This window comes from Pseudomonas putida (assembly GCF_001976065.1).
In the GTDB taxonomy this organism is placed as follows: Bacteria; Pseudomonadota; Gammaproteobacteria; order Pseudomonadales; family Pseudomonadaceae; genus Aquipseudomonas; species Aquipseudomonas serbica.
The window spans coordinates 90,845-103,284 of sequence record NZ_MNAH01000003.1 but is presented as its reverse complement, the minus strand read 5'-3'; the positions used below and the strand labels follow the sequence as shown (position 1 = coordinate 103,284).

Sequence of the window (12,440 nt, the reverse complement as noted above, 5' to 3'; positions counted from 1 at the left end):
GCTGATCAAATTTCAAAAGTTACTTGTAAGCGCCAACTGCGCGGCCCAACACCATGGTCTGTACGATTGGCGAGATAACTTTTTGCCATTCGTAAATCGCTGCGTTGGTCACATAGATGGTGTCATCCGGTTTGATCATGATCTGGCGCGCGTAGAAAACGGCTGCCGGATCACGCATATCCAAGCGCAGGACTGTCGGTTTCGAGTCGGTGCCTTCACCCATGCGGAACACGAATACGCCTTCCGGGTTCGCGTTGGCTTCTCGCAGCCCGCCGACGCTGCCCAGTGCATCAAGCAAGCTGGTGTTCTGGGCTGGCAGATCTTTGAGGCCTGGCTCGCCAACGGCGCCCATGGCGACAAAGCGCTGACGGGCACGGTCCAGCACCACTTCCGAGTTAGGACGCAGCACCATGTTGTTGCCGGCTAATACGTCTTCATAGTTGAACTGCTGAACCTGGCTGCCCGTACGGACAGTGACGTTGACCAGATGGGGCTCCATTACTGGACCCCCAGCCTGGTTGACGGCATCAAGCAGTGTCAGTGGGCCTTGCAGGGTGCTGAAGCGGCCGGGGGACTTGACTGCACCGGCTACCAGTACCGAGCCCGACAGGTCGCCAACCAGTTCAACGTGGGTCTGCACGTCGGTGGTAACGCCCTTCAGCTGCTTTCGGATCATGTTCTCAACTTCGTTGAGCGTCATGCCGGCGACGAATTGACGGCCCACGTAAGGTAGCGAGATCATTCCCTGGTCGTCGATACGAGTCTTGAGCTGGGTGCCCCCAGTGGACAGCGGGGCAAACAGCGCAGAGCCTTCCGGTGCGTTGTCGGTGATCAGCACGCTGAGGGTGTCACCGGCCATCAGTCGCGCCGAGGGAGCGACGGGCTTGGCGATGCTCGACTGCACTGGGCGTACTGCGCCGCGCATGTACGGGGCGATGGTGCTGGCGTTGATCTCGACCAGGTTGTACGGCTGGTTTTTGCTTTCGATATCGCCCTTGTAAGGGCCGGCGCCGGACAACGTGCCGCCGCACCCTGTCAGGGTCAGGGCCGCTAGCATCAAACCCGCTACAGCGCTGTTTCGCATGCTCACATTCAGGGGGCGAAGGGGCAGGCCAGTAATGGATTTAATCACGATGATCCTCGATCGATGCAATTAGGAAGCGGGTGATGCCGTAGAGCAGCAGCAGTGCCAGCAAAATGGTAATCAGGTTGTAGATGCGCTCTGGATAGATAGCCAGCTGCGGCGTGTTCGGGCTGACCACGGTGACCAGTGTGCGGATTTTCTTGCTGGCTTCGATGCGGGCGTTGTCGAGGGCGGCGACTGCGGTTTTATAGCTCTCTTCAGCGATGCCGGCGTCCAGGGTCAACTGCTGGAAGCGCGAGGCGACAACGTTCAGCTGGGAGCCGTCGGGCGACGAGACCAACAGGCGTTTTTCCTTGGCCAGTTGCTGGGTGATGGCGCTGACCTTCTGCTTTTGCTGTTTGACCTGCGGCGAATCAGGCCGCAGCTTGTAGAGCATTTCGGTGAGCACGGCCTGTTCTTTGGTGTACTGGCCTTCGAGGTCGGCAATGATGGTGGCTCGGCTTTGCGCGGTGTTGCCGCCATCCAGGACCTTGTTGTCATTCTGGAAGTCGATGAGTTCGGTTTTGCGCTCGGCATAGTTTGTGCGCGCCGTTTGCAGCTCGCCCGTGGCGAAATTCATTTGCTCGCGGGCAATGCTGTGGCTGACTTCGTTGACGAAGTGTTCACTGGCTTCAAGGATGGCGCGCAGCATCTGCTCCGACAATTCCGGGGTAAAGGCTTGCACCTCGACACGTAGCAGGCCGGTGGTTTCGTCGTAGTGGGCGGAAACCATGCGCTGGTAGTACTCGAGTAGGTCCTCGCGCTCGGCATCTTTGTCCAGCCAGAAGAAAATGTCATGGCGCTGGGCGGCATATTGCTCGATCCAGTGCAGGCGTTCTTCCAGCAGCAACATCATGTCCATCGACACAATGTATTCGCGCAGGTAGAGGGTTTCCTCTCGGGAGGCTGGGTTGGTGCCGGTCAGCAAGGTGGCCAGCCCAGGCATTGCGGCGTTCTGGTTGCCGCCATCCTGGCGGACCACCACCTGGGCGGAGCTGACATAACGGTCGACGGCGAAAATACCGTAGTAGATGGCCGCCAAGGCCAGTGGCAGGACCACCAGGCCAATTGCCAGGCGCCAGCCCTTGAGTTTACCCGTACTGCTCATATGTGATGCATCCTTGAAGTGGAACGGTGCTGCGATATAAGGGGGGGTGTGGTCAGGTGTTGTAGGCTTTGATGCCTTCGGCGACGTCGTCGTAAATCTGGATACCGCCATCGCGCACAAGCAACACGACGTCACAGAGCTTTTGGATTTCGGGCATGCTGTGGGAAACCAGCACCACTTTGGACTTCTTCAGCCGCTCTTCGAACACGTCGGCACATTTACGCCTGAACTGGGCATCACCCACCGACATCACTTCGTCGATCAGGTAGTAGTCGAAGTCGAAGGCCATGCTCAGGCCGAACGCCAGGCGCGAACGCATGCCGGAGGAGTAGGTCTTGACAGGTTCGTCGATCCAGCTGCCGATCTCGGCAAAGTCTTCGACGTAGGCAACCTTTGCGCGCATGGCGTCGCCGACCGCACCGTAGACGCGGCTGACGAACTTGATGTTTTCGCGTCCGGTCATGCTGCCCTGGAAGCCACCGGACAAACCGACGGGCCAGGAGATGCTCTTGTTGGTGGCAATGGTGCCGGAGTCCGGCACATCGGCGCCACCCAACAGGCGAACCAGGGTCGATTTGCCTGCGCCATTGCGCCCGATCAGGCCGATGTTCTTGTCGGCGGGGATTTTCAGCGACAGGTCGCGGAAAACATGGCGACGCCCTTTGGGGGTCAGGTACGACTTGGTGATATTTCTGAGCTCGAACACGGTAAGCCTGCGGTTAGCCGTTCTTGGTGGAGATCAAATGCAGTCGACGAACCCGGTACGTGCCGAGCGATACGAACAGCAAAACCAGGGTGACAGCGACTACGTACTCAATAGAGACGCCATCGACGGGCACGTAGTAGGGGAAGATCTCGGCGCGGATCAGTTCCAGCAAGTGCAGGAATGGGTTGAGCAATAACAGAGGCAGCATCGCGTGAGGCAGATAGGCCGCGGGTATCAGCACGCCGGAAATGAAATACAGCGGGAAGAACATCATGCGGATGAATATCTTGGCGCCCGGAATCGCATGGGCAATCAAGGCCAGCAGCATGCCCAGCCCGAAGGCAAACAGTAGGCCCAGCAGGATAGTCAGTACCCATTGGATAGGTGCCTTGACCGACATGTCGAAACCATACCAGGCAAAGCCAAATACCAGGATGGCGTAGACCAGGGCGGAAATGCTGAATTCCACCAGGACGCGGGCGATAAAGGTGTCGAGGGGTTTGATCTGCTTGTAGGCAAACAGCGAGCGGTTTTCCTTGGGGCTGTCCATCAAACGTAACGCCGTGTTGCGAAACAGCAGAAAGGGCGCGAGTCCAACCAGGACGAACACTGGAAATTCGAGCCCGACTACCGTTCTGCCGCGAATCAGAGCGAACAACGTACTCAAGATCAAAAGGTGGGCAATCGGCTCAAGTAGCGTCCATACCGCGCCCATGCGACTTGCGCCTATGCGCGCGCGTGCTTCGCGCAACACCAGGGCGAATATGACGGACTTTTTGATTTGCAGGGAGGAGCGGGGCTTCAACATGATTTACCGCACAGCACAACACCGCGATAAACGCGTTGCTTGAATTCATATTCAGAGGACTATCTGCCAATGTAGGGCAAATCGCTTCCATTCGTGGGGCGGGAGGTTAAACGCTCGGCCTGACAGGAGTCAAGCTGCATAGTTCCCTACCGATAACCGGCTGTATTTGCCATCGGGGAGGGCATTTTGACGGGTGTGACCGCTCGGATAGCGATCGACGAATGATGGCTCATGTGGCCATCATTGGGTAAGTGAATAAACCGAAGTGCAGCAAATTAATTCCAAAGTGAGTGGTGATGGCGGCCGCCAGTCCACCGAATCGATAGGCCAGTCCGTAGCCGATACCCGCCAGAGTCGCCAGCAAAATCCATTGCCAACCGGCACCCCAATGGGCCAGCCCGAACAGGAGCGCAGCGATCAGCAGAGCGAGGTGTTCGCCGTAGGGCAGATGCTGGAGGCGACGGCTCAGGCCTCCCTGCAGGTAACCCCGAAACAGCGCTTCCTCTACCAGTGTCACCAACAGCAGGTTGTTGTTTATCCACAGCCACGTCTGCGGCGGCCATTTTGGTGACCACTCGACTATCCCCAGTAGCCATGCGCTTCCCAGCGTGACGATTGCCGTCAGGCTCAGGGCGAGGGCGCCTGCCTTTAATGCTTGCATCAACGAGTGGCGGCCGATGATCCATGGGCATGCGAGTAACAGCCAGAAGCCTATCAGCGGTTTATCCAGATTGAGGTTCATCGAGAAGGGTACGGCGTTCTCGGTGAAGCGTTCCTGGTCGATCATCCTGGCGTTGTGAAACCCAGGCCACCAATGCAGTGCCAGGGTGAGCGCCAGGAGGATGAACAGGGCGTGGCCAAGATAGCGGACGTAGCGGATGTGTTGTTGCTGGACGGCGAATCCGGCGAGCAGCAGCAGGATGATTGGAAGGCTGGCCTGAGCGGCGATTTGCCCGTAGGTGAGTGCCAAGACGTAGCCGGCAGAGAGGAGTGTCAGGTATGGCCAAGGCATTACGAGCATTAACGTTTCCTTGTTTCAGGTGAGCTCGCTTTAATGTGGGGCATTTAGGCAGATATGGCCGTGCGTCTGCAATTGTGGTGCTGTGTTTTAGTGCGTAAAACTGACTGTGTGACTATGTTCAAAGGTACCTGACATTTTTTGGAAAGGTGCTCTGCCAAATCCTGCTGGAAAAAGGGGAAGCATATGACAAGTTGGTCCGTGATCACTGTGACGTTGTTGATGTTGATGCCTCTTATGACCCTTGTTACTTCGTTAAGGGGGTGGGTCATGCATTTCAAAGTTGAAGGCGACACCGAGTACTAGTTGCGGTTTGACCAGGTACTGGTCCTTTCAATAGCGCTAACACTGAGCACAGGGATGTGGTCCTCCCGCCAATACGGAATTTTGTGCGTGGTGCTGTTCCCTTCAAAGCTGCGCGCCTGTTGGCAGATCTGTCGACTGGGCGGCCGTCTTCGCTGGCAAGCCAGCTCCTACAGGGGCCTGAATGCATTCGAAATCAGGTTGGCCAGTAGGCGCCTTGCTTTTGCTTGTTCGCCAAGCGTGGTGACTGCGCTGTTGAGGCGCAACAGCGCCGAGGCTCAATGAACGGCCGAGGACCTTGGGACGGGAACGCGTTCAAACCTGGAAACCTCTTTGACCCAGAATCGACGGTATTTGGTTTGGTCTGGCGCCAATGGCTTGTGATTTGACCAGGCGTGTCCAGTTTTCAAGCTATCACGGTACGCTTCCCACTCTTTTTCTTCGGCGACTTCCTTCGCCCTGTTCTCATCATCGAACCAACCAAGAACGTACACTTCGCCTTGATCGATACCGTGCTCGATCAATAGATAAATCTCTTTCATACGCTAAACCCGTACCGACAAATTTTAAAATACCCTACCACAGCGTATTGCCCTGATTATCGGCAGGGGGCTTCGTTTCTTGAGCTAATGAGTTGGTCGTGGATCTTGGATGGTCGTTTTCGGTTGAGGTATTGGGCGGTTCGATGAGCAGCGTGGGCGTTCTGTCTCGGGTTGATCAGTTGAGAGATTCTCTCCGGCTGTTGGGGCGCTTTCGCTGGCAAGCCAGCTCCTACAGTAGATCGGGTACAGCCGCGAGAGATGGGTTGGCTGTCGGGCCGCCTTCGCCAGCAGGCTGGCTCCCACAGTGGATTGAGTACATCCGTGAGCGATTGGTTGGCTATAAGGCCGCCATCGCCAGCACGCCGGCTCCTACAAGGGGTAACGCGTACGGGTCCAGATCAGGCCGGCCGGTTGGCCGCCTCGCTTTTGCTTTAGCTTTTGATTTTCTTGCCCCGTCGAGAGGCCGGAGCGAATACCAGCCGGATTTAAGGCTGCAGGGTTCCCCTGCAGCATAGAATCTCCCACAGTTGATCGGGTACATTCGTAAGTGATGGGTTGGCTGTCAGGCCGCCTTCGCGAGCAAGCTCGCTCCTACAGTGGATTGGGTACATTCGTGAGTGATGAGTTGGCTGTGGGGATGCCTTCGTCAGCAAACCTGGCTCCTACAAGTTGGGCAGGTTGAAGGAGGGCTTTAGGCGCCGTCACCGAAGCAACGGCACCTGAAGCACCAACACTTACAGCCACGCACTTACGACGCAATCAACTGCCGCAACACGTAATGCAAAATCCCTCCCGCCTTGAAGTACTCCACCTCATTAAGCGTATCGATCCGGCACAACACTTCGATTTTTTCCCGGCTGCCGTTTTCCCGGGTGATCACCAGGGTGAGGTTCATCCGTGGGGTTAGTTCCACGCCGGTCAGGCCGAGGATGTCCAGGGTTTCGCGGCCGGTGAGGTTGAGGCTCTTGCGGTTCTGGTCGAGCTTGAACTGCAGAGGCAGTACGCCCATGCCTACCAGGTTGGAGCGGTGGATGCGTTCGAAGCTTTCGGCGATGACGGCCTTGATGCCCAGCAGGTTGGTGCCCTTGGCAGCCCAGTCACGGCTGGAGCCGGTGCCGTATTCCTGGCCGGCGATGACCACCAGCGGGGTGCCGGTGGTTTGATAGCGCATGGCGGCGTCGTAGATCGGCAGTTTTTCGCCGGTGGGGATGTAGTAGGTGTTGCCGCCTTCTTCGCCGTGGAGCATTTCGTTGCGAATGCGGATGTTGGCGAAGGTGCCGCGCATCATCACCTGGTGGTTGCCGCGGCGTGAGCCGTAGGAGTTGAAGTCGCGCGGTTCCACGCCTTTTTCCCGCAAGTACTGGCCTGCCGGGCTGTCGGCCTTGATGTTGCCGGCGGGGGAGATGTGGTCGGTGGTTACCGAGTCGCCGAGCAGGGCGAGGATGCGCGCGCCGCTGATGTCCTTGACCACCGGTGGCGGGCCGCCGATGTCGTCGAAGAACGGCGGGTGCTGGATGTAGGTCGAGTCGTCCTGCCAGATGTAGGTGGCGGCTTGCGGCACTTCGATGGCTTGCCATTGCTCGTCGCCGGCGAACACTTCGGCGTATTCCTTGTGGAACATGGCGGTGTTGACCCGTTCCACCGCTTCGGCGATTTCCTGGCTGCTGGGCCAGATGTCGCGCAGGTACACCGGCTGGCCGTTCTGGTCTTCGCCCAGGGGCTCGCGGCTGAGGTCGATGCGCACGGTGCCAGCCAGGGCGTAGGCGACCACCAGCGGCGGCGAGGCCAGCCAGTTGGTTTTCACCAGCGGATGGACTCGGCCCTCGAAGTTGCGGTTGCCCGACAGCACCGAGGCCACGGTCAGGTCGGCTTTCTGGATGGCTTTTTCGATGGGCTCCGGCAGGGGGCCGGAGTTGCCGATGCAGGTGGTGCAGCCATAGCCGACCAGGGCAAAACCCAGGGTGTCGAGGTACTGCGTCAGGTCGGCCGCCTTGTAGTAGTCGGTGACCACCTTGGAGCCTGGGGCCAGCGAGCTTTTCACCCAGGGTTGGCGCCGCAGGCCTTTTTCCACGGCTTTTTTCGCCAGCAGCCCGGCTGCCATCATCACGCTCGGGTTGGAGGTGTTGGTGCAGGAAGTGATGGCGGCGATCACCACCGCGCCGTTTTTCAGGCGAACCGTCTGGCCTTCGAATTCGTAGTCCACTTCGCCGGCCATGTCTGCGTTGCCCACGGCTACGCCGCCACCGCCTTCGCTTTCCAGGCGACCTTCTTCCTTGCTGGTTGGCTTGAGTTGCAGGCCGATGAAGTCGCTGAACGCTTGCGCGACGTTTGGCAGCGAGACGCGGTCCTGCGGGCGCTTGGGCCCGGCGAGGCTGGCTTCGACGCTGGCCAGGTCCAGGGCCAGGCTGTCGGTGAATTGCGGTTCCTTGCCCGGCAGGCGCCACAGGCCCTGGGCCTTGCTGTAGGCCTCGACCAGCTTGACCGTGGCGTCGGGGCGGCCGGACAGGCGCAGGTAGTTCAGGGTCACGTCGTCCACCGGGAAGAAGCCGCAGGTGGCGCCGTACTCCGGCGCCATGTTGGCGATGGTCGCGCGGTCGGCCAGGGGCAGGTCGGCCAGGCCGTCGCCATAGAATTCGACGAATTTGCCGACCACGCCTTTCTTGCGCAGCATCTGGGTGACGGTCAGCACCAGGTCGGTGGCGGTGATGCCTTCCCTGAGTTTGCCGGTGAGCTTGAAGCCGATCACTTCGGGAATCAGCATCGACACCGGTTGGCCGAGCATCGCCGCTTCGGCTTCGATGCCGCCGACGCCCCAGCCGAGTACGCCAAGGCCGTTGATCATGGTGGTGTGGGAGTCGGTGCCCACCAGGGTGTCAGGGAAGGCGTAGGTGCGGCCGTCTTCGTCCTTGGTCCAGACGGTGCGGCCCAGGTATTCCAGGTTGACCTGGTGGCAGATGCCGGTGCCCGGCGGCACCACGCTGAAGTTGTCGAAGGCGCTCTGGCCCCAGCGCAGGAAGGCGTATCGCTCGCCGTTGCGCTGCATTTCGATGTCGACGTTCTGTTCGAAGGCGCTGCTGGTGGCGAACTTGTCGACCATCACCGAGTGGTCGATCACCAGGTCCACCGGCGACAGCGGGTTGATCCGCTGTGGGTCGCCGCCGGCCTTGGCCATGGCCGCGCGCATGGCGGCCAGGTCGACCACGGCGGGCACGCCGGTGAAGTCCTGCATCAGCACCCGCGCCGGGCGGTACTGGATTTCGCGGTCGGAGCGGCGCTCCTTGAGCCAGGCGGCGATGGCCTTGAGGTCGGCACCGGTAACGGTCTTGGCGTCTTCCCAGCGCAGCAGGTTTTCCAGCAGCACCTTGAGCGACATGGGCAGCGCGTCCAGGTCGCCCAGGCTCCTGGCGGCCTCCGGCAGGCTGTAATAGTGGTAGGTCTTGTCGTCGACTTGCAGGGTTTTAAGGGTCTTCAAGCTATCGAGGGACGGCATTACGGTCACTCCTTTGAGTCCGCACGGGTACGGACTGAGGGAACGGGCAGAGCACTAAACCTAGCCCTGTTTTAAGTAGCTGGCTAATAACTGGACTCTATGGGCAAGTCCGAGGTTCCGAAGTCGGCTATCATGCGCCGGTTTTCGTGACAGGCTTTGCGTTAGCGCAAGCCTGGGCATCGCGCAGTGGTTGAATGTCTCGCCATCTGCCCAGGAGTAAGAATGAACACCCTTTTCATGCATTGCCGGCCGGGCTTCGAAGGTGAAGTCTGTTCCGAGATTTCCGACCTCGCCGCACAATTGAACGTGGCCGGTTATGCCAAGGCCAAGGCGGCCACCGCCTGCGCCGAGTTTGTCTGCACCGAAGAAGACGGCGCCGAGCGTTTGATGCGCGGGCAGCGTTTCGCCAACCTGATCTTCCCGCGCCAGTGGGCCCGGGGGATTTTCATCGACCTGCCGGAAAGCGATCGCATCAGCGTGATCCTCGCGCATTTGGCGGATTTTCCGACCTGCGGCAGCCTATGGCTGGAAGTGGTCGACACCAATGATGGCAAGGAGCTGTCGAATTTCTGCAAGAAGTTCGAAGGCCCGCTGCGCAAGGCGCTGACCGGCGCCGGCAAGCTGGTGGACGATGCGACCAAGCCGCGCTTGTTGCTGACGTTCAAGAGTGGCCGCGAAGTGTTTGTCGGCCTGGCGGAGTCGAACAATTCGGCGATGTGGCCGATGGGCATTCCGCGCCTGAAGTTCCCCCGCGAGGCGCCGAGCCGTTCGACCCTGAAGCTGGAAGAGGCCTGGCACCACTTCATCCCGCGGGACCAGTGGGACGAGCGCCTGCACAGCGACATGACCGGTGTCGACCTGGGCGCGGCGCCCGGCGGCTGGACCTGGCAGTTGGTCAACCGCGGCATGCTGGTGACCGCCATCGACAACGGGCCGATGGCTGAAAGCCTGATGGACACCGGCCTGGTGCAGCACCTGATGGCCGACGGTTTCACCTTCAAGCCCAAGCAACCGGTGGACTGGATGGTCTGTGACATCGTCGAAAAGCCGGCCCGTAACGCGGCGATGCTCGAGGAGTGGATCGGCGAGGGGCATTGCCGCGAGGCGGTGGTCAACCTCAAGTTGCCGATGAAACAGCGTTATGCCGAGGTGAAGCGCTTGCTGGAGCGTATTGCCGACGGTTTCAAGGCACGGGGCATCAAGGTCGAGATCGGTTGCAAGCAGCTGTATCACGACCGTGAGGAAGTGACCTGCCACCTGCGCCGGCTGGACGTGAAGAAACCGAAATCCCGCTAACAACCCCGGCCCTCTGCCGATCGTTCCCACGCTCCGCGTGTGAATGCCTCAACGGACGCTCCGCGTTCGGCTTTGGAAGGGACGCGGAGCGTCCCGGACTGCATTCCCACGCAGAGCGTGGGAACGATCGGCGGGGGGCGGTGAAAGGCCACAGATGACCGAACACCCGGCAATGGGCGACAATGCCGGCAAGTTTCAGGAGTGAATCATGAGTGAATTGCTTGATACGCCGGTAGACGGCACCCTCGACGCCACGGGCCTCAATTGCCCGGAGCCGGTGATGATGCTACACCAGCACATCCGTGACCTGGTGCCCGGTGGCCTGCTCAAGGTGATCGCCACCGACCCGTCGACCCGCCGCGACATCCCCAAGTTTTGCGTGTTTCTCGACCACGAGCTGGTGGGGCAGCATGAAGACGCCGGCACTTATCTGTATTGGATTCGCAAAAAATCCGGCTGATCCACACACCTTGTAGGCGCTGGCTTGCCAGCGGAGACGGCCTATCAGCCACCATCAATGTTGACTGACCCACAATACCCTGTAGGAGCGAGCTTGCTCGCGAAGGCGGAGTGTCAGTCACCATCAATGTTGACTGACATGCCGCCTTCGCGAGCAAGCTCGCTCCTACAAGGTCATTTCAGGGCGTTGCGAATCCGCTTGCGCGCACTGCGCGTCAAACGGATCGACAGCATCAGCGCCGCGCAGCTTAAGCCCACGATCAAACCCTGCCACAGCCCGCTCGGGCCGCTTGGCGTGCCGAACCAGTCGGTCAGGCCGAGGGCGTAGCCCACCGGCAGGCCGATGCCCCAGTAGGCGAACAGCGTCAGGATCATCGTCACCCGGGTGTCCTGGTAGCCGCGCAACGCACCGGCTGCGGTGACCTGGATCGCATCGGAAAACTGGAACAGCGCCGAATACACGATCAACATCGCCGCCACCCTGATCACCGTCGGGTCTGCCGTGTAGATGGTCGCGATGTGCTCGCGCAGCAACAGCATCATGCTCGCCGAGAGACACGCGTACGCCAGCGCCGTGCCCATGCCGACGCCCGCAGCGAAACGCGCTTCCCGGGGTTGCTCGCGCCCCAGCGCCTGGCCGACCCGCACGGTCACGGCCATGCCCAGGGAGTAGGGGATCATGAACACCAGCGAGCTGAAGTTCAGGGCGATCTGGTGGCCGGCGACCACGGTGGCGCCGAGGCTGCCGATCAACAGGGCGATCACCGCGAAGATGCTCGACTCGGCGAACACGGCAATGCCGATGGGCAGGCCGATGCCCAGCAGGCGCTTGATCACCGACCATTGCGGCCAGTCGAAACGGCTGAACAGCTGGCTCGACTGATACGCTGGCGCCCAGCGCTCCCAGCCGGCCATGCCCAGGGCCATCACCCACATCACGATGGCCGTGGCCCAGCCGCAACCGACGCCGCCCATGGCCGGCACGCCGAAGTGCCCGTAGATGAACACGTAGTTCAGCGGGATGTTCAGCGCCAGGCCACACAGGCCGAGCACCATCGCCGGGCGAGTGCGCCCCAGGCCATCGCTGAAGCAGCGCAGCACATGGTAGAGCGCAACCGCCGGCAAACCGCTGGCGATGCCGTGCAGGTACTGCATGCAGGGGCCGATCAGTTCGGGATCAACCTTCATCACGCGCAAGACCGGTTCGGCGCACAGCAGCAGGCCGGTCGCGATCAGGCCCACCACCAGGGCCAGCCACAGCGCCTGGCGCACGATCGGACCGATCTCGCTGTGGGTGCCGGCGCCGAAGCGCTGGGCGACTTTCGGCGCGGTGGCCAGCAAGGTGCCGGTCATCAGCAGGAACACCGGCACCCAGATCGAGTTGCCCAGCGCCACCGCCGCCAGGTCGCGCGGCCCGACCCGGCCGGCCATCACCGCATCGACGAAGCCCATCGCCGTGGTGGCCAGCTGCGCGATCATGATCGGCAAGGCCAGGCCGAGCAGGTTTTTCAGCTCCAGGCGAACCCGGGCGGGGCGGGAGAGGGAAGGCTTGGTGATGGGGGTGGTCACGGAATTCAAGGGTAAAAA

The 12,440-nt window shown here is 60.5% G+C and carries 10 protein-coding genes; 2 read left to right on the top strand and 8 right to left on the bottom strand.

Annotation, left to right across the window (positions count from 1 at the left end):
- Positions 1–19: 19 nt before the first annotated feature.
- The 7 genes from BKX96_RS11590 to acnA all read right to left on the bottom strand — a co-directional run bounded on the left by BKX96_RS11590 (position 20) and on the right by acnA (position 9,098).
- On the bottom strand, positions 20–1,084 hold the full coding sequence (locus BKX96_RS11590) for a polysaccharide biosynthesis/export family protein (protein WP_077183947.1): 1,065 nt from the start codon (positions 1,082–1,084) through the stop codon (positions 20–22).
- A gap of 40 nt (positions 1,085–1,124) precedes the next feature.
- On the bottom strand, positions 1,125–2,231 hold the full coding sequence (locus tag BKX96_RS11585; RefSeq protein WP_077183946.1) for a KpsE/RkpR family capsule polysaccharide export protein: 1,107 nt from the start codon (positions 2,229–2,231) through the stop codon (positions 1,125–1,127).
- A gap of 52 nt (positions 2,232–2,283) precedes the next feature.
- Entirely contained in the window at positions 2,284–2,937 is a 654-nt protein-coding gene (locus tag BKX96_RS11580; protein ID WP_077183944.1) for an ABC transporter ATP-binding protein, read from the bottom strand.
- A 13-nt stretch (positions 2,938–2,950) separates the two neighbouring features.
- Positions 2,951–3,745 carry an ABC transporter permease gene (locus BKX96_RS11575; protein ID WP_077183943.1) on the bottom strand — a complete coding sequence of 265 codons (795 nt, stop codon included), beginning with the start codon at positions 3,743–3,745 and terminating at the stop codon, positions 2,951–2,953.
- Positions 3,746–3,974: 229 nt separating this feature from the next.
- The gene (locus tag BKX96_RS11570) at positions 3,975–4,766 is read right to left on the bottom strand and encodes a CPBP family intramembrane glutamic endopeptidase (RefSeq protein ID WP_077183941.1); all 792 of its coding nucleotides are present in this window, start codon (positions 4,764–4,766) and stop codon (positions 3,975–3,977) included.
- A 578-nt stretch (positions 4,767–5,344) separates the two neighbouring features.
- Entirely contained in the window at positions 5,345–5,608 is a 264-nt protein-coding gene (locus tag BKX96_RS11565; protein ID WP_077183940.1) for a hypothetical protein, read from the bottom strand.
- 748 nt (positions 5,609–6,356) lie between these two features.
- The gene (acnA, locus tag BKX96_RS11560; protein WP_077183939.1) at positions 6,357–9,098 is read right to left on the bottom strand and encodes an aconitate hydratase AcnA; all 2,742 of its coding nucleotides are present in this window, start codon (positions 9,096–9,098) and stop codon (positions 6,357–6,359) included.
- Positions 9,099–9,320: 222 nt separating this feature from the next.
- Here acnA and rlmM point away from each other — a divergent pair, with 222 nt between their 5' ends.
- Positions 9,321–10,394 carry a 23S rRNA (cytidine(2498)-2'-O)-methyltransferase RlmM gene (rlmM, locus tag BKX96_RS11555; protein ID WP_077183938.1) on the top strand — a complete coding sequence of 358 codons (1,074 nt, stop codon included), beginning with the start codon at positions 9,321–9,323 and terminating at the stop codon, positions 10,392–10,394.
- A 208-nt stretch (positions 10,395–10,602) separates the two neighbouring features.
- Positions 10,603–10,854 (top strand): sulfurtransferase TusA, encoded by a 252-nt coding sequence (gene tusA, locus BKX96_RS11550; RefSeq protein ID WP_046819502.1) that lies wholly within the window; start codon positions 10,603–10,605, stop codon positions 10,852–10,854.
- Between the two features lie 173 nt (positions 10,855–11,027).
- Here tusA and BKX96_RS11545 read toward each other — a convergent pair whose 3' ends face one another.
- Complete coding sequence (locus BKX96_RS11545; protein WP_077184503.1) at positions 11,028–12,431, bottom strand: MATE family efflux transporter; 1,404 nt, start codon at positions 12,429–12,431, stop codon at positions 11,028–11,030.
- Positions 12,432–12,440: the final 9 nt, after the last annotated feature.

Coding starts and splice junctions, on each gene's coding strand:
- BKX96_RS11590 (WP_077183947.1), bottom strand. CDS start 1,084: ATGCGAAACAGCGCTGTAGCGGGTTTGATGCTAGCGGCCCTGACCCTG.
- BKX96_RS11585 (WP_077183946.1), bottom strand. CDS start 2,231: ATGAGCAGTACGGGTAAACTCAAGGGCTGGCGCCTGGCAATTGGCCTG.
- BKX96_RS11575 (WP_077183943.1), bottom strand. CDS start 3,745: ATGTTGAAGCCCCGCTCCTCCCTGCAAATCAAAAAGTCCGTCATATTC.
- BKX96_RS11570 (WP_077183941.1), bottom strand. CDS start 4,766: ATGCTCGTAATGCCTTGGCCATACCTGACACTCCTCTCTGCCGGCTAC.
- BKX96_RS11565 (WP_077183940.1), bottom strand. CDS start 5,608: ATGAAAGAGATTTATCTATTGATCGAGCACGGTATCGATCAAGGCGAA.
- acnA (WP_077183939.1), bottom strand. CDS start 9,098: ATGCCGTCCCTCGATAGCTTGAAGACCCTTAAAACCCTGCAAGTCGAC.
- rlmM (WP_077183938.1), top strand. CDS start 9,321: ATGAACACCCTTTTCATGCATTGCCGGCCGGGCTTCGAAGGTGAAGTC.
- tusA (WP_046819502.1), top strand. CDS start 10,603: ATGAGTGAATTGCTTGATACGCCGGTAGACGGCACCCTCGACGCCACG.